The sequence below is a fragment of the Frankia sp. Hr75.2 genome (assembly GCF_949319125.1).
GTDB classification, from domain to species: Bacteria; Actinomycetota; Actinomycetes; order Frankiales; family Frankiaceae; genus Parafrankia; species Parafrankia soli.
Map to the genome: position 1 here is coordinate 55,764 of NZ_CASGGV010000066.1, position 23,271 is coordinate 79,034.

Annotated in this window: 22 protein-coding genes and 1 pseudogene; 9 read left to right on the forward strand and 14 right to left on the reverse strand. The window is 73.6% G+C overall.

What is annotated here, in order from left to right:
* The first annotated feature begins 33 nt into the window (after positions 1 to 33).
* Both AC559T_RS06925 and AC559T_RS06930 read left to right on the forward strand, forming a co-directional pair.
* Entirely contained in the window at positions 34 to 1,635 is a 1,602-nt protein-coding gene (locus tag AC559T_RS06925; protein WP_498868156.1) for an aminotransferase class V-fold PLP-dependent enzyme, read from the forward strand.
* 124 nt (positions 1,636 to 1,759) lie between these two features.
* The gene (locus AC559T_RS06930) at positions 1,760 to 2,527 is read left to right on the forward strand and encodes a helix-turn-helix domain-containing protein (protein ID WP_498868179.1); all 768 of its coding nucleotides are present in this window, start codon (positions 1,760 to 1,762) and stop codon (positions 2,525 to 2,527) included.
* A gap of 93 nt (positions 2,528 to 2,620) precedes the next feature.
* Here the strand turns inward: AC559T_RS06930 and AC559T_RS06935 are convergent.
* From AC559T_RS06935 to AC559T_RS06950, 4 genes and pseudogenes are all read right to left on the reverse strand, one after another.
* Positions 2,621 to 2,938, reverse strand: a pseudogene (locus AC559T_RS06935) (ATP-dependent Clp protease proteolytic subunit); the annotation flags it as partial.
* Between the two features lie 14 nt (positions 2,939 to 2,952).
* Positions 2,953 to 3,675 (reverse strand): ATP-dependent Clp protease proteolytic subunit, encoded by a 723-nt coding sequence (locus tag AC559T_RS06940; protein ID WP_368952132.1) that lies wholly within the window; start codon positions 3,673 to 3,675, stop codon positions 2,953 to 2,955.
* A 245-nt stretch (positions 3,676 to 3,920) separates the two neighbouring features.
* The gene (locus AC559T_RS06945) at positions 3,921 to 4,379 is read right to left on the reverse strand and encodes a MerR family transcriptional regulator (RefSeq protein WP_020462400.1); all 459 of its coding nucleotides are present in this window, start codon (positions 4,377 to 4,379) and stop codon (positions 3,921 to 3,923) included.
* Between the two features lie 189 nt (positions 4,380 to 4,568).
* Positions 4,569 to 5,033, reverse strand: coding sequence for a MerR family transcriptional regulator (locus AC559T_RS06950; RefSeq protein ID WP_373693988.1), 465 nt, complete (start codon positions 5,031 to 5,033; stop codon positions 4,569 to 4,571).
* A gap of 579 nt (positions 5,034 to 5,612) precedes the next feature.
* Between AC559T_RS06950 and AC559T_RS06955 the strand changes: the two genes are divergently transcribed.
* Positions 5,613 to 6,479 (forward strand): NUDIX hydrolase, encoded by an 867-nt coding sequence (locus tag AC559T_RS06955; RefSeq protein ID WP_498868157.1) that lies wholly within the window; start codon positions 5,613 to 5,615, stop codon positions 6,477 to 6,479.
* Positions 6,480 to 6,723: 244 nt separating this feature from the next.
* Complete coding sequence (locus AC559T_RS06960; RefSeq protein WP_498868158.1) at positions 6,724 to 8,529, forward strand: serine/threonine-protein kinase; 1,806 nt, start codon at positions 6,724 to 6,726, stop codon at positions 8,527 to 8,529.
* Here the strand turns inward: AC559T_RS06960 and AC559T_RS06965 are convergent.
* Positions 8,516 to 9,118: an XRE family transcriptional regulator gene (locus tag AC559T_RS06965; protein WP_368672077.1), complete on the reverse strand. Its 603-nt coding sequence runs from the start codon at positions 9,116 to 9,118 to the stop codon at positions 8,516 to 8,518. The genes AC559T_RS06960 and AC559T_RS06965 overlap by 14 nt on opposite strands.
* A 438-nt stretch (positions 9,119 to 9,556) precedes the next feature.
* On the opposite strand from AC559T_RS06965, the gene AC559T_RS06970 reads away from it, so the two are divergent.
* Entirely contained in the window at positions 9,557 to 10,552 is a 996-nt protein-coding gene (locus AC559T_RS06970) for a DEDDh family exonuclease (protein WP_498868159.1), read from the forward strand.
* Positions 10,553 to 10,616: 64 nt separating this feature from the next.
* Here AC559T_RS06970 and AC559T_RS06975 read toward each other — a convergent pair whose 3' ends face one another.
* The 4 genes from AC559T_RS06975 to AC559T_RS06990 form a co-directional block, all read right to left on the reverse strand.
* Positions 10,617 to 10,880 carry a GlsB/YeaQ/YmgE family stress response membrane protein gene (locus AC559T_RS06975; protein ID WP_112106580.1) on the reverse strand — a complete coding sequence of 88 codons (264 nt, stop codon included), beginning with the start codon at positions 10,878 to 10,880 and terminating at the stop codon, positions 10,617 to 10,619.
* A 327-nt stretch (positions 10,881 to 11,207) separates the two neighbouring features.
* Positions 11,208 to 11,810: a DUF309 domain-containing protein gene (locus tag AC559T_RS06980; RefSeq protein ID WP_498868160.1), complete on the reverse strand. Its 603-nt coding sequence runs from the start codon at positions 11,808 to 11,810 to the stop codon at positions 11,208 to 11,210.
* Positions 11,807 to 13,501, reverse strand: a complete 1,695-nt coding sequence (locus AC559T_RS06985) for a protein kinase domain-containing protein (RefSeq protein WP_498868161.1) — start codon at positions 13,499 to 13,501, stop codon at positions 11,807 to 11,809. Before AC559T_RS06985 ends, AC559T_RS06980 begins: the two co-directional genes overlap by 4 nt.
* Before the next feature lie 385 nt (positions 13,502 to 13,886).
* Entirely contained in the window at positions 13,887 to 14,423 is a 537-nt protein-coding gene (locus tag AC559T_RS06990; protein WP_498868162.1) for a hypothetical protein, read from the reverse strand.
* 452 nt (positions 14,424 to 14,875) lie between these two features.
* Between AC559T_RS06990 and AC559T_RS06995 the strand changes: the two genes are divergently transcribed.
* Both AC559T_RS06995 and AC559T_RS07000 read left to right on the forward strand, forming a co-directional pair.
* Positions 14,876 to 16,531, forward strand: a complete 1,656-nt coding sequence (locus AC559T_RS06995; RefSeq protein ID WP_071063596.1) for an ABC-F family ATP-binding cassette domain-containing protein — start codon at positions 14,876 to 14,878, stop codon at positions 16,529 to 16,531.
* A gap of 115 nt (positions 16,532 to 16,646) precedes the next feature.
* Positions 16,647 to 17,132 carry a DUF456 domain-containing protein gene (locus AC559T_RS07000; protein ID WP_112106561.1) on the forward strand — a complete coding sequence of 162 codons (486 nt, stop codon included), beginning with the start codon at positions 16,647 to 16,649 and terminating at the stop codon, positions 17,130 to 17,132.
* Between the two features lie 189 nt (positions 17,133 to 17,321).
* Here AC559T_RS07000 and AC559T_RS07005 read toward each other — a convergent pair whose 3' ends face one another.
* Positions 17,322 to 17,645 (reverse strand): hypothetical protein, encoded by a 324-nt coding sequence (locus tag AC559T_RS07005; protein ID WP_498868163.1) that lies wholly within the window; start codon positions 17,643 to 17,645, stop codon positions 17,322 to 17,324.
* 401 nt (positions 17,646 to 18,046) lie between these two features.
* On the opposite strand from AC559T_RS07005, the gene AC559T_RS07010 reads away from it, so the two are divergent.
* Positions 18,047 to 19,075 carry a sulfite exporter TauE/SafE family protein gene (locus tag AC559T_RS07010; protein ID WP_498868164.1) on the forward strand — a complete coding sequence of 343 codons (1,029 nt, stop codon included), beginning with the start codon at positions 18,047 to 18,049 and terminating at the stop codon, positions 19,073 to 19,075.
* Positions 19,076 to 19,088: 13 nt separating this feature from the next.
* Here the strand turns inward: AC559T_RS07010 and AC559T_RS07015 are convergent, their stop codons facing one another.
* The 4 genes from AC559T_RS07015 to AC559T_RS07030 form a co-directional block, all read right to left on the reverse strand.
* The gene (locus AC559T_RS07015; protein ID WP_112106563.1) at positions 19,089 to 20,066 is read right to left on the reverse strand and encodes an LLM class flavin-dependent oxidoreductase; all 978 of its coding nucleotides are present in this window, start codon (positions 20,064 to 20,066) and stop codon (positions 19,089 to 19,091) included.
* Positions 20,067 to 20,129: 63 nt separating this feature from the next.
* On the reverse strand, positions 20,130 to 20,552 hold the full coding sequence (locus tag AC559T_RS07020) for a DUF2752 domain-containing protein (RefSeq protein WP_071063592.1): 423 nt from the start codon (positions 20,550 to 20,552) through the stop codon (positions 20,130 to 20,132).
* Positions 20,553 to 20,599: 47 nt separating this feature from the next.
* The gene (locus AC559T_RS07025; protein WP_071063590.1) at positions 20,600 to 21,130 is read right to left on the reverse strand and encodes a TM2 domain-containing protein; all 531 of its coding nucleotides are present in this window, start codon (positions 21,128 to 21,130) and stop codon (positions 20,600 to 20,602) included.
* A 232-nt stretch (positions 21,131 to 21,362) separates the two neighbouring features.
* A complete protein-coding gene (locus tag AC559T_RS07030; protein ID WP_071063588.1) occupies positions 21,363 to 21,623 on the reverse strand; it encodes a hypothetical protein in 261 nt (86 codons plus the stop codon).
* Positions 21,624 to 21,742: 119 nt separating this feature from the next.
* Between AC559T_RS07030 and AC559T_RS07035 the strand changes: the two genes are divergently transcribed.
* The gene (locus tag AC559T_RS07035) at positions 21,743 to 23,131 is read left to right on the forward strand and encodes a M20/M25/M40 family metallo-hydrolase (protein WP_498868165.1); all 1,389 of its coding nucleotides are present in this window, start codon (positions 21,743 to 21,745) and stop codon (positions 23,129 to 23,131) included.
* The last annotated feature ends 140 nt before the right edge of the window (positions 23,132 to 23,271 follow it).

A 23,271-nucleotide genomic window follows, 5' to 3' on the forward strand; every position in this document is an offset into this window, starting at 1 on the left:
TCTGGGTCCACCGGGGCCCAAGGAGGCTTCGTCGTGTCCTTTTCGTATGCCACCACGTCTCCCGACGTTGATCGGGAAGGGCCCGCCGTCGGCGCGCTGCTCGACGTGGTGGGGGCCGGCATCCCCGTTCCGCTCGCCGACGGACGCGAGGTCCCGTACGCCAATCTCGACCAGGCCGCCAGCGCCCCCTGCCTGCGCGGGGTCGCCGAGCACGTCGAGCGCGTCCTGCCGTACTCGGCGAGCGTGCACCGCGGAACCGGCTACTCCTCCGCGGTCTGCACCGCGCTCTACGAGGGGGCCCGCGACGCCGTGCGCACGTTCGTCGGCGGCCGCCCGGACGACGTCGTGATCTTCACCCGGAACACCACCGACTCGGTGAACCTGCTCGCCCGCTGCCTCCCGCCGCAGCCGCCCGACCCGCCGCAGCCGCCCGACCCGGCGCGGACGTCCGACCCGGGCCACGCCGTGCCCGGCGGGGTCGTCGTGTTCGACCTGGAGCATCACGCGAACCTTCTCCCGTGGCGGTCCCGGCCGGGCTGCCGGTGGGTGCCCGCCGCGCCCACCCGCGCCGACACGCTGCGCGCGCTCGCCACCGCCCTGGACACGGCACCGACCTCGCTCGTCGCGGTGACCGGCGCGTCCAACGTCACCGGCGAGGTGCCGCCGCTCGCCGAGATCGTCCGGCTGGCGCGCGCGGCCGGCGCGCGGGTCTTCGTGGACGGCGCCCAGCTCGTCCCGCACCGTCGGGTCGACATGGCCGCGCTCGGCATCGCCTACCTCGCGTTCTCCGGGCACAAGCTGTACGCGCCGTTCGGCGCCGGCGTGCTCGTCGGACGTCCGGACTGGCTGGCGGCGGCCCCGCCCTATCTCGCCGGCGGGGGCGCCGTGCGCGAGGTGACCAGCTCCGCCGTGGCCTGGGCGGACGGCCCGGCCCGGCACGAGGCCGGCAGCCCCAACCTCCTCGGCGCGACGGCGATCGCGGCCGCCTGCCGGCTGCTGGGCGCGCTCGACGCCCGCGACCTGCACCAGCACGAGGACCTGCTGCGCCGCCGCCTGGTGGACGGGCTACGCGCGATCGAGGGGGTCACCATCCACTCCCTGTGGGCCGACGGAGACGATCCCGCCGCTGGCGAGGCCGCCGGAGACGGGGCTGCCGGTGGCGCTGCCGCCGGAGGCGAGGCTGCCGTAGGCGAGGGCCCGGACGGGACCCTGGCCACGGGGCCCGTCGGGGTCGTCACCTTCTCGGTCGCCGGGCGCGATCCCGGGTACGTCGTCGCCGTCCTCTCCGCCGAGCACGGCGTCGGGGTACGCGCCGGACGCTTCTGCGCGCATCCGCTGCTGGGGCGGCTCGGAGCCGAGGGCGGCGCGATCCGCGCGAGTGTCGGCATCAGCTCGACGAGTGCCGACGTCGACAGGCTGCTGGCCGGGCTGGCGGAGCTCGTCGGCCGCGGGCCGCGCCAGCAGTACCGCGACCTGGGTGACGGAGGCTGGGCTCCGGCAGCGGACGGTCGCGCGCTGCCGCCCTGGGTCGCCGAGCACATGGCGGCCGGTCACGTCCGCGGTCGTGTGCCCGCGCCGGGCCACGCGTACGACAGCGCCGGCCTGCCCCTGTACTCCAGCCCCTGCGGGACCTGAGCCGGCACGGGCGCGGATGTTCTCGTCACATGGTGCGGACTCGCGGATGTCCGTCGTCCGGGCCCGGCTGCCCGCGTACGCTTCGCACAGGGCACTGTCGCGCAGGGAGGTGGCGGGCTTGACGATGATCGCCGGAACGGCGGCCGCGGGTGGCGGTGTCGCTCCGACACGGGCTGCCGGCTACCGGCCCGAGAGCGCCGGCCCGCCTGTGGAGCCGGTCGCGCCGCCGCTGCGCAGGCTGATCGGTGGGGTGCTGCGTCGGCTCCGCCAGGCGCAGGGCCGCACGTTGCGGGACGTCGCCGAGGCCGCGCAGGTCTCCATGCCCTACCTCTCGGAGGTGGAACGCGGTCGCAAGGAGGCCTCCTCGGAGGTACTGGCCGCGATCTGCCGGGCGCTCAACATCAGACTGGTCGACCTCCTCGCCGAGGTGATGGCCGAGCTGGTCCGCTACGAGCCGCTGCCGCTGACGACCGCCACCCCCACCGCCTCTCCCGGGGCCCGGGGAGCGACGGCCGCGGCCGACCTGGATGTCGTCGCGGGAACGCCGGCCACGGCGCACGCGGCCACGGCGCACGTGATGACGGTCCATCCGTCCGCGACGCTCGGTTCCGTGGCGCTCGGCGGGCCGGATGCCGGAGTCGGTGCGGTGCGCGCCTCGGTGAGCGTCCATCTCGTTGTCGCCCGGCGTGGCCGGGCGGTCCGCCGGGTTCCGGGCCACCGCCGTCGAGGGGCCACGATCCGGCTCGCCGCCCGACCGGGTCCGGGGCGTCCGCCGGCCCACCCGGGTGCTCTCGCGCGCCGCCGTTCGTGCTGGGCCGTCCAGTCGGTCGGTGCGCTTCCCACGACGCACGGGGCGGTGGGGACGACGGCGCACGCTCAGCGCGTCCGCTGACCTGAGCCCGCCGCGGCTCTCCGCGCCGACGATCGCCCCGCCGCGTGGCTCCGCCCCGGCGTCCACCCGACTGCCCCGCGGTGCCGGGCTGGCTCAGGCCGGCACGCGGCGGACCTTTCGGCTGGCGACGACCTCGTCCACGATCCCGTACTGCCGCGCCTGCTCGGCGGTGAGGATCGTGTCGCGTTCGACGTCCCGTCGGATCTCGTGTTCGGCCCGCCCGGTGTGCTCGGCGAGTATCCGCTCCATCAACGCGCGCAGCCGCAGCACCTCCCGGGCCTGGATCTCCAGGTCGCTCGACTGGCCCTCGCCCTGCGCCGAGGGCTGGTGGATCAGGATCCGGCTGTTCGGCAGCGCGACGCGCTTCCCCGGAGCGCCCGCGGCGAGCAGGATCGCCGCCGCGGACGCGGCCATCGGGGCCGGGGTCATCGGAGGGCCACCCGGCTGTCACCGCCGCCGGCTGCCCGGCTGTTCGCGTCCGGGGTGACCTGGTCGACCCGAGCGATCACCCGGTCGACCAGGCCGTAGTCCCGGGCCTCCTCGGCGGTGAACCAGCGGTCACGGTCGGAATCCGCCTCGATCCGCTCGACGGGCTGTCCGGTGTGCTCGGCGATGCGTTCCTGGATCAGCCGCTTGGTGAACAGGAGCTGCTCCGCCTGGATCGCGATGTCGGTCGCGGTCCCGCCGATCCCACCGGACGGCTGGTGCATCATCACCCGGGAATGGGGCAGTGCGAACCGCTTTCCGGGCGCCCCGGAGGAGAGCAGGAACTGACCCATCGACCCGGCGAATCCCAGCGCGACGGTCGCCACGTCGTTCGCGATGTACTGCATCGTGTCGTAGATGGCCATTCCCGCGCTGACCGACCCACCCGGCGAATTGATGTACAGGTGAATGTCCGCGGACGGATCGTCACTGGCGAGAAGGAGCAGCTTCGCGCAGATCGCGTTGGCGACGGTGTCCTCGACCACCGAGCCGAGGAAGACGATCCGGTTCTGGAGGAGCCGGTGGAACACCTGGTCCTCGAACGGGCCGGCCGCCGTCCCCGGGGCCTCGCCGTACTGGCCGGTGCCGATGCCGGTGCCGATGTCGGTACCGGCGCGTGGGCGGTGTGGCCGGCTGTGTCGCGGCTGATACAGGGCATTCATGGTGCGCGTGACCTCCCGCCGGCCCGACGGGGTGTGGGGATCGAACGAAGTGGCCGGCCAGGCCAGCGTCGCCGAGAAACGGGCCGTCGGACGGCCGGTCTGCCCGTGGCAGATCTGCCCACGGCAGAGCGCCGGAGCGGGCGCCGGGGATCCGACGCGCCCGTCCCCGGCGGCCGCCCGCTACCGGGCAAAGGTGCTCCGGGAGCACTCGATCGCAGGACGCCCGATCGCCGGGACGGCCCTGCCTAGAAGGCGTCCGGATCGATGTCGAAGCGCAGCCGGGCCCGGGCGGTGTCGTCGTGCAGCGTGACCATGAAGTCCTCGGCGACACGGACCTGCTCCTGCAGCGAGGCCAGCTTCTCCTCGGCGAGGCTGACCCAGGTCGCCAGCCGCTCCTGGAGCTCCTCGCGCCGCTCGCGGGCGAGGCCCTCCCGGTCGATCTCCTCGCGCAGGCCGAGCAGCGCCCGCATCTCCTCGAGGGTGAAACCCAGCGGCTTCATCTTCTTGATGAGAAGGAAACGATCCAGAGCGTCGTCGTCGTAGAGCGGATAGCCACCGGGGCTCTCCCCGACGGCCACGAGCAGGCCAGCTTCCTCGTAGAAGCGGACCGTCCGCAGGGAGAGCGCGACCAGGGTGGCGACCTCTCCGATCTCGTAGACGCCGCGGCGGGCTGAGGAAGAGGTGATGTTGCCTGTCGTGGACAATTCGACCCTTACGTCGGTATCACGGGCGAGGTGACGGTGGCGCGAGCGGAACCGTGTCGGCTGGGCGGATCTCGGCGCGACACTCCCGTAGGCGGGTTCGTGACCAGCATATTGCGGACGGGCGGCGGCCCGCGTACGCGGCGGCGTTCGCGGTGGTCCGCGTACGGCGTGGCTCAGCGCCGGGGCGGTTCACCGCTCCGGGTGATCGGTCCGCTCCTCCGAGCGTGACCGTTCGACGTCGCCGTGCAGGCCGACGACGAAGTCCTCGGCGACGCCGGCCTGCTCACGCAGCGTCGCCAGTTTCTCTTCGGCCAGGGCGACCCAGGTCCGCAGCCGCTCGCGCAGCTCGGCCCGCCGCTCGGGGGTCAGTTCCGGGTCGGCCAGCTCGTCGCGGACGGCGAGCAGCGACCGCATCTCGTCCAGGGTGAAACCGAGCGGCTTCATCTTCCGGATGACGAGGAGCCGGCTGACGGCGTCATCGTTATAAAGACGGAATCCGCCGGGCGTCCGGCCGGCCGGTACCAGAAGCCCGGCCTCCTCGTAGTAGCGCACCGTTCGCAGCGACAATCCCACCCGCTCGGCCACCTCTCCGATCTGGAGGGTGTTGCGTCGGATCAGGCTGGGGAGGGATTCGTCCCTGCGCATCGTCGACAAAGCTACCCTTACGTCAGGGTCGGGAACCGTGGGCCGCGGCGCGAACCGGTGGCCGAACGGGGTGACTCCCGAACACGTCTGCATAGACTGTGCCATTGGTACGGAGCACTGTACGACGTCGCAGACCGGGGCGGAAATCGGCCCGACAGGCGATGTCCGCGCCCGGCGCCGGTGTCGGGGGAGGGTCTACCCGCGCTGCAGGGTCATCGCTCCTATGCGGATCGTGACGGTCCGGTGTCCGTGCGGGCGGGCCGGGTGGCTCCTGAGTAAAGGCGCGCCGGCGCCCCACCGGTCGATTGCCAGGTGATCGCCGGCTCATTGTCGGGTTAAGTCGCTTTACCGTCGGGTCATACCGGTGATTGTCGTCCTGCCGACATCGGACGCACGCTGACGATGTGGCGGGCATGACGCACTGGGATGTACACGTGGGTGTCGGCACCCGAACGCGCGCGCGATCGGTCAGACTCGACATGTCGGTGCCGGGGGTCTCCACGGCGCCGTCACCGCGCGGACGGCCCGACCGGCGGCGGCCGGCGCGGCGCGCCCGCCGTCGGCGACGAGTGGAGGTAGGCGGCGGCCGTGAGCATCACCAACGAGGCGGTCGGGCGGGTTCTCGCGGCGTACCTGACCGCCCATCCCGGTGACCGCGAGCGGTTGGGACCGCTCGTCCGTGCGTCGGCGGCCCCGGCCCGGGGTTCGGCCCGGCTGACCTCGCGCCGGACGCTGCCCGGCCACGTGACCTGCTCGACGGTCGCGGTGAACGACGAAGGCCGCATTCTGCAGATCCATCACCGGGCGTCGGGCCTCTGGCTCCAGCCGGGAGGCCACATAGAGGACCGCGACGGCTCGCTGTTCGGCGCGGCGCTGCGGGAGCTGGCCGAGGAGACCGGGATCGGCCGCCGCCGCGTCAGCGCGATCAGCGAGCAGCCGGTGGACGTCGACATCCACTGGGTGTCCGCGAGTGCCGCCCGCGGCGAGCCGGAGCACCTGCACTACGACTTCCGCTTCCTGGTCGAGATCCGCGGCTCCGGGCTCGCGCCGGTCGAGACGGGCCTCGATCCCGATGATCCGGAGACGACGCGGCCGCTGTCCGTCCCTCCGCCCGCTGTCCCTCCGCCCGCCGTGCCCGTGGCCACAGACGGCCCCGCCGGGCGGACGGCCTCGTCCCCCGGGGTGGGCGCGTCCGGGCCCGTGCCGCCGGGGGTGGCGGGGACGAAGGTGCCGGGGCCGTCGGCGGCCCCGCCGGGTGCCCACGGAGCGGCTGGGGCAGCATGCACGCCGATGCCGGGCACGGCGCAGGGAACGGCGGCCGGAGTGCCGGTGGGGGTGATTCTGCAGGTTGAGGAGGTCGCCGGCGCCCGCTGGGCCGAGGTGCCGGCGCTCGGCGGCCGGCTGGCGCGCCGCGTGGCGGCCGCGCTGGTCGACCCGGGCGCCAGATGCCGATGATCGTTGCCGTGCGGGCCGTTCGTCCCGAACGGGTGTAAGCACCGGCACGGTCCGGCCCCGCGCTTCGCCGTTCCTCCGATCCCGGGGCACGATCTTCTCAGACCGGCGGTCGGGCCCTGCCCAGGCGGGACGAAGCCCAGGGGTGAACACTTGGACGCGCGACGTCGCGTGCATGACCCCGGACGGCGTCGCACGGTGCCGGTCGAGGCGCACGGTGCCGGTCGAAACGGGGGGAGTCGGGCGGATGGAGATTCCGCGGAGGTTGGGGCCGTTCCTGCTCACCCACCGCATCGGGGCCGGTGGCATGGGCACGGTCTACTACGGAACGCTCGACGGGCCCGCCGGCCGGCCCGCGGCGGTGAAGGTCATCCGCGCGGAGTACGCCGATGACCCTGAGTTCCGCGCGCGTTTCCGACGGGAGATCGAGGTCGTCTCCCGGGTCGCCGGCGCGTGCACCGCGCGCGTCCTGGCCGCCGACCCGGACGGCGACCCGCCCTACCTCGCCACCGAGTACCTCGCCGGCCCGAACCTGGCAGAGTACGTCCGCCAGCACGGCCCGCTCGTCGGGGAGACGCTGCGGACCCTGGCCGTCGGGCTGGCCGAGGCGCTCGTCGCGATCCACGACGCCGGTGTCGTCCATCGCGATCTGAAGCCGTCGAACGTGCTGCTCACCCGGGAAGGGCCGCGGGTGGTCGACTTCGGGATCGCCCAGGCCGCCGACACCGTGTCGCTCACCGGCGCCGGCTCCTCCGTCGGCAGCCCCGCCTACATGAGCCCGGAGCAGATCAGGGGCGGGGGCAGCGATCCGGCGATGGACGTGTTCGCCTGGGGCTGCACGGTCGCGTACGCGGCCACCGGGCGTTCGCCGTTCGGCGGCGGCCCGGCCGACGCGGTGCTGTTCCGGGTACGGCACGATCCGGCCAACCTGGACGGGGTCCCGGGCCGGCTGTACGCGCTGCTCGCCCGGTCGCTGGCGAAGAACGCCAAGGCGCGGCCGGACATCCACACGCTGTTCCGGGAGATCCTCGCCCTGTCGGACGTCGGCGCCGCGGTCAGCAGCGAGGCGCAGGACACCGACCTGACGGCGTTGGTCAACCAGGTGATCGCCGAGGGCTGGCTGTCCGTCGAGCATCTGGACCCCCGGATCCTCGACCTGGATGTGCGGGACGTGAACCCGTTGCCGATCGTCAGGGCGGCGGCCGGCGGCTACGCCGCCTACGCCCGCTCGGATGCCGGCGGGCCCCGCAATCTGTCCGGTGCCCGTGACCCAGTTGGGTCAGGCAACTCTCCTGGGCCCAACAACTCAGTTCGGCCCGGCAGCCCACCTCGGCCCGCCAGCCCAGTTCGGCCCGGCAGCCCACCTCGGCCCGGCCATCCGGCTGGAGTCGGCGGTCCGGCGGTGCCGGTTGCTCCGGGGACGTCGGCCGCGCATGTCGTGCCGTTGCCGCGAGCGGAGTCCCCGACCCTGCACCGGTCCGGACCCGTGCGCCCCGGGCCCGGTCCGGCCGGGCCCCGGCGAGGTCCGGGGCAGCCGAGCGCGCCCAATCAGCAGAGTGGGCCCAACGAGCGGAGCACGCCCAATCAGCCGAGTACGGCCGGGCGACAGGCGCCGTCCGGGCAGCAGTGGGCGGCCGGGCAGCGCGGCGCGGCCGGAAGGCGGATTCCTTCCAACTATCCCGTTTCCCCTGCCGCACCCGCTCCGGCTGCGCCGCCGGGCCCACCGGAGCCAACCGCGGCACGGGGGCCGGTCGGGGCGGGCTCGGGGGAGACCCCGCGGCGGGTTCCGGCGCACCCCGCGACTGCTGTGACGCGGTCGCGTCGGTACCAGGCGCCCGACCCGCCGGCGGCGCATGGGCCCGTCCATCCGCCGTCCTCGGCCGGCGTGCCGGCCGTCTCCCGCCGGGAACGCCGTCGGCGGGAGCGGGAGCGGGAACGGAGGGCGTCGATCCGACGGGCCGCGGCCTGGGTCTGCGACCCGCGCTGGATCGTCGTCCTCGCCGTCCTGGCGGCGCTGGTGCTGGTCGGTATCGCGATGGTCAACATTCGTTGATCCCGATGCCCTCGCCCGGCGGACGGGCGCTGGTCACCGGGCCCCGGCTCGCCGGCCGCCGCGCCGGGTATCGCTCACCCGGGTTCCAGGAGCCCGGCGAGGCCCAGCTGGCCGGGCGTCGCTCCGCCGGCTCGGGCCGGCCGGCGTTCGCGGGCGCCGGCCGCTGGTCGGCGGGATGCGTCGGCCCGCTCCGCCGCGCGCCGCGGACCATGGCGGTGCGCACCGCGGCGCCGCGCATCTGGACCGTGCCGAGCACCATCTCGTCCACGGGGACGGTGAGACCCTGCTCGACCAGGGCCGATGCCGTCGCGCTGTCGCCCGCGCGCAGCACGTCCCGCACCCGCTCGAGGATTCCGCGCAGGGTCGCGATCTGCTGGGCGCAGCTGGGTGCCCCGAGCTCGGGAAGCCACTCCGGCCACGGATGAGCTGTAATCTCGTCGTCGGGCACGCCCAGTTCGCGTGCGAGCGCGAGCTGTGAGATCCGGTCGGGGGTTACGCCTCGATTCTCCCAGCGCCAGATCTTCTGCCGCTGAGCGGCCATGCTCGCGACGCCGAGCTCGCGGGCACGGACGGCGACGATGCGTGCCACAGCTTCGTAGGACCAGCCGTGTAGGGCGCGAAGCCGCCGCAGGGGGTGACTGGGCTGGGCCGTCGATTCCGTGAGGGAAAGGGGATGTTCGGTCGGTATGACGAACAATCGTCTCACCTTTTCTTCTGTGCCCCCGCCCTCCCATCGCGCTACGCGGTGCGCTGCCGCCGCTGAACTGCCGCACCTGGTCGTCCCCGACAAACGACAGGTGCGCGGCGGGCCGCGGTCGACGGCACCGGCCGGGCCCAGACAGGAATCGCCCCGGTGGCCGTCGACGAGCGACTTAAAACAACGGACACACAATACCATCCGCGATCACGGCCGGATTCGTTGTTTCCCTCGCGTTGCCCTCCACCCGCACCAGGTTCGCTCCGTCCCCGCACTGCTCCGGGCAGCGCGGCGCCGGACCGTCGGGGGTCTGCGCCATCATCTGCGGCTGTGAGCGCTGAGGTTCTTGCCCCGCCCGGCTTCGCCGCACGTTTTCGTCGGCCGTACGCGGTGGTGGACGTCGAGACCACGGGTCTGTCTCCGACGAGGGACAGGGTGCTGTCGATAGCGGTCGTCCTGACCGCCGCCGACGGCACCGTCGAACACCGCTGGTCAACCCTCCTGGATCCCGGATGTGATCCCGGCCCCGTCCATATTCACGGTCTGACCAGGCAGCGCCTGGCCGGGAGCCCGACGTTCGCCGCCGTCGCCGACGAGGTCGCCGGCCTGCTCGCCGGGCGGGTGCTCGTCGCGCACAACGCGGCCTTCGACTGGCGGATGCTAGCCGGCGAGGCCATGCGGATCGGGACGACGCTCCCGGTCGAGTGGCGGCTGTGCACGCTGACGTTGGCCAGTCGGCTCGGCCTGGAGCTGCCGAGCCTGCGCCTGGCCTCGCTCGCCGCCTACTGGGGCGTCGTCCAGCGGCGGGCCCATGACGCGCAGGACGACGCCGAGGTGCTGGCGGCCTTGTTGCCCCGGATCCTGCAACGTGCCGCCGACCAGTACCTGGAGCTGCCGCTCACGCGCTGCGGCGTCGACCGCGACGGCGTCACGGTGCGTCCGCCGCGCTTCGCCGCCGCGGGCCGCACGCCGCCGTGCCGTTATCGAAACCCCGGGCGGCTCGATCCCGGTGCGGCGCTGGTCCAGGGAATGTGCGTCGCTTTCAGCGGCCCCACGCGGACGGAACGCGGCGAGCTCGTCGGCCGGGCGGTCGCTGCAGGCCTGCATGTGACGGAAACCGTGAGTCGGCGCACAAGTCTTCTGGTGACCAATGACGCTCGCAGCGTGACACGGAAGGCCCGCACCGCCGCGTTGTTGAACACACCCGTACGAGGAGAGGAAGATTTTCTGGAATTGCTCGCGGCCGTTCGCCCAGGAATTCTCGTCCCGGCTGCCCCACCCGTTCGTCGTGACCGCCGGCCGCGGCGCCCGACCCCGGACGCGTGACGGCCGGGCGAGTCCGTGGACTCGCCCGGCCGTCACCGCGGGGCTGCTCGGTCGGCGGTGAAGGTCAGTGCCGAACGGAGGTGTGGCCCCGGCTGTGCACCGCACGCCAGACCAGCAGGGCGACGATGGCGCCGATGATCGAACCGATGATCCCGGACGGCTGCAGCGCACCCTCGCTCAGGTCATGCCCGAACAGCACGTAGCCGAGGAGACCACCGATGAAAGACCCGACAATGCCGAGCAGAACGGTTCCCGGGATTCCCATCGGGTCGCGCCCGGGGACGACCAGCCTCGCCACGGCGCCCGCGATGAGACCGAGAACGATCATGCTGATGATGAACCAGAGCACGTTGACCGCCTTCGTTGTGAGGTGAAACCCGTTACCGGGGTGCCGTCGCGCACATTTCTGGCGTGAAGTGCATCCGTCGAGAAGTGCGTCCGGGTGATTTGCCGACCGGAGGTGCTTTTTCGCCCCGCGCCGTCAAAAGTCTGGTACCCGGCGCCCTGGGCGACAAACACGCGCTAACACGCGAATGTGATCCTCGCCCGACATGGCCGCCCTGCCGGGGGTGGGAAAGCCTGGCGGGACGCCGGCTGCGTCCGCCGGCGGACGTCGTCCGCCGGGCCGGGCGTCCGCCAGACGCTCGGCGGGGATTCAGTCGTGTCCCTGGGTGACGAGGCGCGGGGGCGGTGGAACTCCGCCGGCCTGCGCTCCCGGCTTCTCGAGCCGGCGGAGCAGGTCCTCGGCCCACCGCACGACACCCGGCAGGTTCACGCCGTGGGCCCGCCAGCCGTCCGGCGTGGGCTGCCGGTCACCGGTGGGGGAGTCCAGGGCTTCCCGTCGCGCGTGGCCGGGGCATGGGCCGTCACCGGCCAGGCCCCCGTCCGCGGTGGGTTCGCACAGGTGGGGAACCAGCTCGGTCAGCCCGCGTCGCAGCAGGGCCGTCGCCCCGCGGGTGTTGCCGCGGGCCGCGTGGACCAGCCCGACCACGACCTGTGTCAGGCCTCGCCACAGGCCTCGCTCGGCCGCCGGAGCGGCCTTCCACGCTTGTTCGAGGACCTCGTGTGCCTGGAAGTACAGACCGGCGTCCAGCAGGTCCTGTGCGGCTCTCAGCGCCGCGCGCGGTGACGCGGGGAGGTCGTCCGGCAACGGTGGGACCCCGGCGGCTCCGTGGGGGAGAGGCCGGCCGAGCGCGTCGCGGGGCCGCGCCGTCGGCCGGAGGCGCCGCGCCGCGCCGCGGGGCGGGCCGGCTGTCATCCCGGCATCGCGATCAGGACGGCGATCAGCACCGCCAGTACCAGCGCCAGCACGGCGAGGGCCCAGACCCGGGCCGGCGGAAGACCGGCTCGCCAGCGCGGATCCGATCCGCTGGCACTGTCGGCGCGGACGTCGCCGCCGGTGCCGTCACCGGCGTCGCCTGTGGTGCGGACCGCGCCGGCGGTGTCGACGGCACCGCCGGTACTGCCTGGGCCGGGAGTGCTGACCGGGTCTGTGGGGCCGGCGGGGCCGGCGGTGCTGACTGGGCTGGTGACGGGACTGAGGTCGGCGGCGGCGGTGTCCTGATCTTTGGTGAGGACGTCGGTGGACGCCTCGCCGGCGACCGTGCCGGCCATCGGGGGACCGGCCGCTGCCGGGTCGGTACCGCCGTCCTTACTGGCCTCCGGATCCGCCGCGGTGCCGCCGGCGCGGTTTGTGTTCGCCGCCGGCGCTCCCGCCGTGAGATGGCCCGCCCGAGGCTGGACCGTCGTGGGCTGGTCCAGGGTCCGCTGGTCGTCGGCGTGATCACCGGGCCCGTCACCGGCCACCGTCGGTGACGGGCTGTCCAGGATGACCTCGAGGCCGTGATCGTCGCCGGTTGGGTCGGGGCGCCGGTTCGTCCCGGAGGTCCGGGACGGCGTGCTCGGGCCGGTGGCCGCCGCTTGGACCTCGTCGTCGAGGAACGTCGGGATGCCGGCCCGGGTGAGCCAGCCGGGGCCGCGGGCGCGGGCCATCGCCCCGGCCAGGCTGAGCGCGAACGAGCGGGCGGTCTGCGGCCGGCGGTCCGGATCCTTGGCGAGTGCCTGCTCGACGACCCGGGCGACGGGCTCGGGGATCCCGGCCAGCGGGCGTGGCGTGACGGTGAGGTGGTGGCGGGCCCACGCGTCGCTGGTCGCGGGCCGGACGAGGAAGAGCGGTCGGCGGGCCAGTAGCTCGTACAGGACGACCCCGAGCCCGTAGACGTCGGTCGCGGGGCTCAGTGAGCTCAGCGTGAACTGTTCGGGAGCCATGTAGCGCGGGGTGCCGATCGCCGAGCCCGGCGGACCGCCCGGACCATTGACACCGCCCAGCCCGCCGACGCTGCCCAGCCCCCCCGTACCACCCGGAGCACCTGTACCGCCCAGAGCACCCACACCCCACAGGGCACCGGGACCCGGTGCCCTCGGTGTCACCCGCAGCGTGTGGGCGATGCCGAAGTCCGTCAGCTTCGGCACTCCCAGCGCGGTGAACAGGATGTTCTCGGGCTTGATGTCGCGATGGAGGATGTCCCGGGCGTGCACGTGCTCCAGGGCCGCCGCGGTGACGAGCGCCATGGCGCAGGCGGCCTCCAGCGAGAGGCCGGTGGTCGCCCGCACCCGCAGGCTGCCCCCGTCGAGGAGTTCCATGACGATCAGGGCCAGGTCCGCGTGGGCAATGTAGCGGTACACGCGGACGAGGTGCGGATGGTCCAGGCCGGCCAGAAGGAGCGCCTCGGACTCGGCGTCGAGCGCGACGGCTGAGGCGGGCCGCAGGACGCCGGTCACGCCGAAGGTGGCGTCCTCGTCGACAGCGAGCGGCATGACCTTCACCGCGACGCGGCGGTGTGCGTCGTCCTGGGCGGCCAGCACGACGCCGGAGGAGCCGCGGCCGAGCTCCGCCGCGAGAGCATAGCCGGGCAGGGCCGCCGCGACGACGTCCCGGTCGACGATCATCTCGCCGCCCCGCTCGGCGCCGCCGTGTTCCGCGTGGCCCCGCTTCGCGTCGCCCGGTCCCGTGCCGTCCCGTTCCGCGTGACCCGTGCGAACTGGTTCCGCGTGGTCCCTTTCTGCGTCGTCTCTTTCCGCGCGGCCCGGTTCGGCGTGCTGTCCCCGCACGGGCCGTTCCAGGCCGCTGCCCGCCTTCTGGTCACCGGTGTGGGCCTCCCCCGAGGAATACGGGCCCGCGCGCCGCTCGGCTGGCGCCGCCTGCCCCGGCGTGTGCGCGGGCGCGCGGCGGGGCAGTGGCCGTCGCAGTGGCCGGGATCGGGCGATACTAGGCCTGATCAGCCTATTCTGCGTGTGTTCGGGCAGTGGCGGCACCCGCGGTGCGGCGGCTGTCCTAAATGCCCGACACCGCGCGTGGGTCGTGGTTCGACATGTGATCCAGGTCACCTGGCAGGGTCGGGCCGCCGACGACCGTGTCCCGGTTGGACGGGTCTGGCGGCGGCTCCTCCGGCCCCCGGACACCGGGCGGAGGCGACCTGCCGAGGGGGGACACGTGAGGCGGTGCGCCCAGCCGACCGGGCGCGGACGGCCGGGCCGACTCCGGCCGGTCGGGGCCGTCGCACCGCAGGCCCGCGAAGCCGGCGCCCGCCGGGATCAGGTACAGCATGGTCGCGGGCGTCAGCCTGGGGATCGGCCCGCTGTGGTTGAACACGATGTCCCGGCCGATCGCGCCGGAGGCCACGCCGAGGGACAGCACCATCGCGCCGGCCAGCAGCCTCCATGCCCGCTCGGCGCCGCGCTCGCGCATCCCGGCCCACACGCAGGCAGCCCCGCCGACCATCAGGCAGCCGGTTTCGACGACACGGACGAGCAGGAGCTCGGGGCGTCCGTGCAGGATCGACATCGCGAACACGGTCGCGGCGATGATCACAAAGGCGGTGATCGTGGCGCTTCGGAACGCCTGGTCGCCCCCCTGTCCGGCGCTGTACGCCCAGCCCGAACGGATCCGGGCCTCGCCCTCTGAACGGGCCCGAGTCCGGCCCTCCGAACGGGTGGGAGTCTCACCCTGAGGTGCGCCGTCCATAGCTGGACCGTCCGAACGCTCGCGCGGGGATCCGGAGGAACCCGGGGGTGGGCGAACCTCCGATCGCGCTGAACCGGCGTCCAGCCCGACCGGGGGTGATCCGGCGCCGGTCCGACCCATTGCGGGGCCATGGTATGTCCAGCTAACCTAAAGGGCATGTTCAACTACTTTAGATAAGTGATTTGTCGCGGAGTCCAGTGGATGTCACCGGTTGCCGATAGGTCGGCGGCTCCTGGTCACGACGGTGTGGGCGGTGAACGGCCGCGCGGGACGCATTCCCGGCCAGGGACACTGGACACATGTCCGCCACTCTCGTCGCCACCGATCTGACCGTGCTGCGGGGCGGCACCGTCGTCCTCGAAGGGGTGTCCCTGACCGTCGCCCCCGGTGATCGCCTCGGTGTGGTCGGGCCGAACGGCGTCGGCAAGTCGACGCTGCTGCGGGCCCTGGCCGGCCTGGTACGGCTCGACGGTGGACGGGTCGAGCTCTCGCCGCCCACCGCCCTGGTCGGGCTGCTGCCCCAGGAGCCCGACCGGCGCCACGACGAGACGCTGCGCGAGTACCTCGCCCGGCGCACCGGCGTCGCGGCGGCCCAGCAGGCGCTGGACGCCGCGACCGAGGACCTGACGGTCGGCGTCGCCGGCGCGGACGACGGATACAGCCTGGCGCTGGAGCGGTGGCTGGCGATCGGCGCCGCCGACCTGGACGTCCGCGCCGAGCAGGTCATCGCCGATCTCGGGCTGCCCGCCGCGGCACTGGACCGCCCGACGGCGACGCTGTCCGGCGGCCAGGCCGCGCGCGGCTCGCTCGCGAGCATCCTGCTGTCCCGCTTCGACATCACCCTGCTCGACGAGCCGACCAACGACCTGGACTTCGACGGTCTGGAGCGGCTCGAGCGGTACGTCGAGCAGATGTCGGGCGCGCTGGTGGTGGTCAGCCACGACCGGGAGTTCCTCGACCGGTCCATCGACGCCGTCGCAGAGATCGACCAGCATCAGCACGGCGTCACCCGTTACGCCGGCGGCTGGGACGCCTACCTGGAGGCGCGGGGCCTGGCCCGGCGCCAGGCCCGGGAGCGCTTCGAGCGGTACGCCGACCGGCGGGCCGGGCTGGTGGAGCAGGTCCAGCGCCAGCGTGAGCAGTCGGTGCGGGGGGCCGTCCGGGCGAAGCGGCGCTCGCCGGACTCAGACCGCTCGGCGCGCGGCGCGCGGATCGAGGCCGCCACCAAGAGCGCCGGACGGGTCCGCACGCTGCAGACCCAGCTCGACCGGATGGAGCGCGGCGACGAGGCGGTGGCCGAGCCGCGCAAGGAATGGCAGCTGCGCATGTCGATCGCCGCCGCCCCCCGGTCGGGCGATGTGGTGGCCACGCTGGACGGCGCCGTCGTCGAGCGGCCCGGCTTCCAGCTCGGCCCGGTCGACCTCACGGTCGCCTGGGCGGACCGGATCGTGATCACCGGCCGCAACGGCGGCGGGAAGAGCACGCTGCTGGCCGCGCTGCTCGGCCGCCAGCCGCTGACCGCCGGCCGGCACTCGCTCGGCTCCGGCGTGCTCCTCGGCGAGGTCGACCAGGCGCGCACCCACTTCCGCGGCGAGTCGACGGCGGCCGACGTCGCCGAGGCGGCGACCGGTTCCTCCCCGGCCGACGTCCGGACGCTGTTCGCGAAGTTCGGGCTGGGCCCGGACCAGATGACCAGGCCCGCGTCGTCCCTGTCGCCCGGCGAGCGGACCAGGGCGGCGCTCGCGCTCCTGCAGGGCGCCGGAGTGAACTGCCTGGTCCTCGACGAACCGACGAACCACCTCGACCTGCCCGCGATCGAGCAGCTTGAGCAGGCCGTCGAGGGGTTCGAGGGGACGCTGCTGCTGGTCACCCACGATCGGCGGCTGCTGGAGGCCGTGCGGGTGACCCGGCGCCTGAGCGTGGATGCCGGGCAGGTCACCGAGGCCCCCGCGTGACACCGGCGGGGCGGGTATTTTCGGGCGGAGCACGCCAGCCGCACAAGCCGGGCATCATGCCGCCGGGCATAAGGATGTCGGGCATAAGGATGTCGGGTACCGGGAGGTCGTCGCCATGAGCGGTGTCGAGCTGCTCGCCGTGGCGCTGGTGATGGCGGTCGGTGTCGTCGGTGTGGTCGTGCCGGTGATGCCCGGCCTGCTCCTCGTCTGGGGCGCCGGCGTGTGGTGGACGATCGCGGACGGCGGCGGCGCGGGCCGCTGGGCGGTGCTCGCGGTCATGAGCGCACTGTTCGTCGCCGGCGCGCTGGCCAAGTACGTGCTGCCGGGCCGGGCCGCGTCGGCCGCCGGCGCGCCGTTCTCGACGATGCTCATCGGCGCGGTCTGCGCCGTCATCGGCTTCTTCGTGGTGCCGGTTCTCGGCCTGCTCGTCGGCGGGCTCGCGGGCATCTACCTCGCGGAGCTCACCCGCCTGCGCGACGCCCGGCGAGCCACCGCCTCGACCTGGGCCGCTGTCGTCGCCTTCGGTGTCGGGCTGCTCGTCGAGCTCGGTGCGGCCGTCGCGATGGCCGCGACCTGGGGCGTCGGCGAGCTCGTCAGCTGAACCCGTAGTCATCCGGGCCGGGTGCGCGGCGTGGGGAAGCCCGGCGCCGGAGAAAAGGGAGGCGCGCCGGGGAACTGTGGTTCGCGATGGCCGAAAGTGGCGTGTCGCGATTCATTCTATTCCCCGGCGCTGTCGTCCGATGGTCGTGTGAAGCGACCGGATAAGTGGTTCAGTCGGCGGTTCGTCTGATCACCAGTCCCAGTCCCAGTCCCAGTCATCCTTCTTCCGGTGGTCCTTATCCCATCCGTCCTTCTCCCACTTGTCGTCCTTTCGCCACTCGTCCTTATCCCACCCGTCCTTATCCCACCCGTCCTTCTCCCACTTGTCGTCCTTCCAGCAGTCCTTCTTCCCCCAGTCCTTGCCGTCCCAGCGCTGCTCGTGGTGGCATCCCTTGTCGTCCCAGTCGGTGAAGGCCTGCGCGGCGCCGGCACCCGGGCCGAGGCCCAGGGTCACGGCGGCGGCGCCGGTGGCGACCAACGCGAGGATCCTACGTGGCGCGGACTTTCCCATCATTCCCCCATCGCGGTATCGGTGTGCGGCTGCCCCGCACCCAAAAAAGGGTCTCGCCACCCGGCGATCCTCCTAAACAAAGAATCTAGGTGCCATGAAATTATGGAGATTTGACCACGGCTGATTCCGGGTCGTGTCGGTGGCGGTGGAATTAGTCGCCGTGTTGCCGCGAATGGGTTTTCGTGGCGGTGGTCGGCATTCCGGCGGGCGTTGTCGGGCAGCCGGGTGTGTCGGGTCGGGTGCGGCTCTGGTAGCGCGCTATCGATCACCACCGGTGCCCGCCGCCGGGGGGCCGATCTCGCCCCGCGCGACGGTTACCGGGCTGTGGCCGCCCGGGTCGGGGCCGGAGTCACTCGACCCACCAAGCCGACGATGCCTATCGTGCCTGTCGGGAAGGTGGTCTGATGGACGTTGATCCGCTGGTGACGCTGGCCGGGTTGCTCGTGGGGTTCGTGGTGGGGCTGACCGGCATGGGCGGCGGCGCGCTGATGACGCCGATCCTGGTGCTGCTGTTCGGCGTGCAGCCGCTGGCCGCAGTCTCGAGCGATCTCGTCGCCTCGGCGGTGATGAAGCCCGTGGGCGCGACGGTGCACCTGCGCCGGGGCACCGTCCACCGCGGGCTGGTCGGATGGCTCGTGCTCGGCTCGGTGCCCGCCGGGTTCTGCGGTGTGCTGGTGCTGCGCGCGCTGGGCGACGGGGCCGCTGTGCAGGACAGGATCAAGGTCACGATGGGGGCCATCCTGATCGTCGCCGCGCTGGCGATGCTGGCGAAGGCGGAGATCGACCGCCGCCGGGGGCCCGGCAGCGCGGATGCCGCCGTGATCATCGTCCGGCCGCTGCCGACCCTGGCCATCGGCGTGGTCGGCGGCCTGGTCGTCGGCATGACCTCGGTCGGCTCGGGCTCGCTGATCATCGTGCTGCTGCTCTGGCTGTACCCGTCCATCCGGGGCTCCCAGCTCGTCGGCACCGATCTCGCCCAGGCGGTCCCGCTGGTGGCCGCGGCGTCGCTCGGGCACCTGATCTTCGGTGACTTCCAGCTCGGGCTGACCGGCTCACTGCTCCTGGGCTCCCTGCCCGGGGTCTACCTCGGCGCCCGGATCTCGGCGGGGACGTCCACCAGCCGGGTCATCCGCCCGGCGGTCGTCGTGGTGGTGTCCCTCAGTGGCCTCAAGCTGGTTGGGCTGCCCACGGAGGCGCTGGGCGCCGTCCTGGCGCTGGTGGCGGTCGGCGTCGCGGGGTGGGCCGTGCGCCGCCGCGCAGCGGTGCCCGACGTCGCGGCAGACATCGAGGCGGGCGCCGAGGTGGGCATCGCGGCAGGCGCCGTGCCCGGCGTCGCGGCGGGTGAGGCGCCCGGCGCAGATGAGCCCGTCCCGACCGGGCTCGCGGGCGGGGCCGACGGCCCGTATCCGGCTCTGTCCCGGGGTCAGCCCTGACGGGCGACGCCGGTCAGCCGCGGGCGGTCGTCGCGACCTGGCGCACGGCGGGCAGGACGTCGCGGGCGAACGCCTCGATCGTCTCGGGCGTCGCGAAGTCGGTGAACTGCAGGTAGAAACGCTCGACGCCAAGGGCCGCCAGCTCACCGAAGTGCTCGGCGAGCGTGTCCGGGGTCCCGACTACCAGCCCGCCCCAGTTCCCGAAACGCTTCCGGGCCACCGCCGTGACGTCGTCCAGCTCCGCGCCGCTCGCCGCGAAACCGACCGGGTGCTGGGTCGACAGCCGCGCGCCGCCGGCGAGGGGACGCAGCTCGGCGAGGTCGCGCAGCCCGTAGGTCGGGCAGTTCCACCAGTCGGCGTGCCGGGCGACCATGGGCATTGTCAGCTTCCGGCCGGCACCGCCCAGCAGCAGCGGGATCCGTCCGTTGACCGGCACCGGGTGCTGCAACGCCCCGCGCAGGGTGAAGAAGCGGCCCTCGTGCGTCACCTCCTCGCCGCCGAACAGGGCGCCGAGCACCTCCAGGTACTCGGCGAGCCGGGCGGCGCGGGTCGGGTTGTCCTCGACCGGCAGGCCGAACCGCTCGAGCTCGGCCGGCGTGGAACCCCAGCCCAGGCCCAGCTCGAAGCGTCCGCCGGAGAGATGGTCCAGGCTGACGGCCTCCTTCGCGAGCACCGCCGGATGGCGGAACGACGCGCACAGCACCAGATGGCCGACGCGCAGCCGGCTGGTGGCCGCCAGCGCGGCCGTCGCGGTCGTCATCGCGTCGAAGCTGTCGCCGGCGGGCAGCCCCGGCGGGGCCAGGTGATCCATGAACGCGACGCCGTCGAACCCGGCCGCCTCCGCCGCCCGCACCCGGTCCAGCAGCCGGGGGAAGTCCATCCGCAGCTGGGGGAGGAACAGCCAGGCCTCGGGCAGCCCCCGGGCCGGGGCCGTTGGGGCCGGGACTGTCGACGTCGATGCCGCCGGGGCGGTCGGGTCACCGGAGACCATGGGTAACAACCTGGCAGAACGTGGCGCGACTCACCACCGGAGCCCCACACCGGGGATCCGGGCTCAGACCGAGGTCGGGCTGAGCGGCCATCCGGGCAGGTTGCGCACCGCCATCCAGGCCAGCGCCGCGCCGGCGAGCCCGTACGCCAGCGGACGCGGCAGCGGCGCGGGGTGACCACGGTCGAACGCGCGGGCCTGCCGGACGACGAGGGCGACCAGCAGCGGCGAGCACACCAGGAGGAACAGGTTGTCGCGGGCGGCCGCGGCCGGCATGCCGTGCAGCAGGTCGTAGGTGAGGCGCAGCCCACCGCAGGCCGGGCAGTCCAGTCCGGTGACCGCCCGGACCGGGCACCGCGGCATCACGGACGACGGGTCGTGCGGGTCGGTGCCGGCCAGGTAGCCGAGCCCGGCGAGCAGGCAGCAGCCGGCACCCGCCAGCACCAGCCGCCGCCGGACGCGGGAGGCCCACGGTCCGGTCGTGGCCATGCCGTTCCCTCTCGCCTCCGGTCGGCGGGCGCCGGCCCGCGCGGCGGTCAGTCCCGCAGCGGACGGCCGTACTGGTCGCGGACGTTGCCCGTGAGTATCATCACGCCGTCCACCAGCGCCCAGACGCCCAGGCCGCCGCAGGTGAGGAGCTGGGCCACCGCGATGCCCGTGCTGCCGAGGTAGAAGCGTCCGACACCGAAACAGCCGGCGAAGATCTGTAGCAGGCCGGCGACGATCTTCTGCTTGTCCGAGTAGGGCTCACCGGTGATCGGGTGCCGGCCGAAGGGCGCGGACTGGTCGAAACCACCCGGCCCGTAGCCGCCGGGGTACCCGGGCGGCGGCCCGTACCCGGGCGCGTAGCCCGGCGGGGGCGGGTATCCCGGCGGCGGGCCGTAGCCGGGTTCCGGCTGGCCAGAGGGGAACCCGCCGGTCGGGGGCCCGTAGCCGGGGTCGGGCTGGCCGGGCGGGTATCCGCCGGGTGGCGGTCCGTAGCCGGCGTTCTTCGAGAGGTCCGGACCGGGTTGGCCCTGGCCGGGATAGCCCTCGCCGTAGCTGGGCGGCTGTCCTGGCGTGGTCATCGGCGTTCTCCATCCGGATACCGGCGCTCGGGTTGGCGCGCCCGGGCGATGTTGTGGCTTCCGGAAGATACAGCTCGGCGGAATCGCCGGACCGGCCAGCCTTGCGTCGGATGGCGGACATCCCGCCCGCCGCATCGTGCCGCTCGGCGCGCCGACACCGGTCCAACGCCTGTCCGGTACCGGCCGAACGCCGGTGCGATGCTGGCCGTTGCGCCCGTCCCACCGCTGCTGGCTAGCCGCTCGTGCGGGCGCCTCCACGCCGGCCGGCCGAGCCCGCCCGCGCCGGCGGGCCGCCGTGGTCCGCCCGCCCACCGGGCACCCGGCGCTCCGCCTTCGGCCCGACGGGCAGCACCGTCACACGGCTCAGGCTCGACGTCAGCCGCCACACCCGCCCGTACCCGTGCCGCGCGCGGAGGTGGTGGTCGAGGTCGCCGGTGGTTGGGAAGACGGCGGTGCACCCCAGGTCGTCGCGTGGGCACTGGTACAGCGTCATGGCTGGTCCTCCTACCGGGTGATCGGTCGTTGTTGGACCTGAAACCGGCCGGCAACGCGCAGCTTCGACGCTACGTCCCCGCCCCGGCGACCGCATGCCGCGCGGGGCAGACTGGAGACATGGCAAACGCGCCCCATGATCCCACTGACGCCCTCGCCGCCGCGGCCGTGGGGGACCCACTCGCGGCGAGGACGGGGCGGCCGGCCGCCCCGTCCGCCGCCGAGTCCGAGGTCGTGGATCTGTGTCGGGACCTGCTGCGCTTCGAGTCGGTGAACCGCGGGAACGGCGACGGCCACGAGCGGCCCATCGCCGAGTACGTGGCCACCAGACTGGCCGAGGTCGGGCTGGAGCCGGTGCTGCTCGAGTCCGCGCCCGGCCGCACGAGCGTCGTGACCAGGGTGGAGGGCGCCGATCCGTCCCGCTCCCCGCTGCTCATCCACGGCCACCTGGACGTCGTGCCCGCCGACCCGTCCGAGTGGCGCGTGCATCCCTTCTCGGGCGAGGAGGCCGACGGCTGCCTGTGGGGGCGCGGCGCCATCGACATGAAGGACATGGACGCGATGACGCTCGCCGTCGTGCGCGACATGGTCCGGTCGGGCCGGCGTCCGCCCCGTGATCTCGTCGTCGCCTTCGTCGCGGACGAGGAGGCCGGCGGCACCCTCGGCGCGCGGTGGCTGGTGGACAACCATCCCGACCACTTCGCCGACTGCACCGAGGCGATCAGCGAGGTCGGCGGGTTCTCCTACACCGTCTCGGACGACCTGCGACTGTATCTGATCGAGACGGCGCAGAAGGGCATCGCCTGGATGAAGCTGACCGTCGCCGGCCGGGCCGGCCACGGGTCGATGATCAGCGAGGACAATGCGGTGACCAAGCTGTGCGAGGCGGTCGCCCGGCTCGGTCGGCACCAGTTCCCGATCGTGGTGACCCCGACCGTGCGCGTCTTTCTCGACTCGATCGGCGAGGCGCTGGGCATCGAGCTCCCCGCGGACGACCTGGAGACCACGATCGCGAAGCTCGGCCCGATCGCGCGCATGATCGGGGCGACGATCCGCAACACGGCGAACCCCACGCAGCTCGCCGCCGGACACAAGGTCAACGTGATCCCCGGCGAGGCCGTGGCCTACGTCGACGGGCGCTACCTGCCCGGGCAGGAGGAGGAGTTCCTGCGCCAGGTCGACGAGCTGCTCGGGCCGGAGGTCCGGCGTGAGTGGGTGGTGAACGACCAGGCGCTGGAGACCGGGTTCGACGGCCCACTGGTGGACGCGATGGCCTCGGCGCTGCGCGCGGAGGACCCGGCCGCCCGGGCCGTCCCGTACATGCTCTCGGGCGGTACCGACGCGAAGTCGTTCTCCCGGCTCGGCATCCGCTGCTTCGGGTTCTCCCCGCTGCTGCTCCCGCCGGACCTCGACTTCGCCGGCATGTTCCACGGCGTGGACGAGCGGGTGCCCGTCGACGCCCTGCGGTTCGGGGTCCGCGTCCTGGACCGTTTCCTCGCCGCCTCCTGATGGGAGCTGACCCGCGCCGGCGTGCGAACCGCTCTGCCAGGCGAACCGGCCCGGCTGGCGAACCGGCCTGACGCGCGAACCGGCCCGGACCTGATGGTCCGGGCCGGTTCGTGGGCCGCGCGCACGGGCCGGGAGGTCAG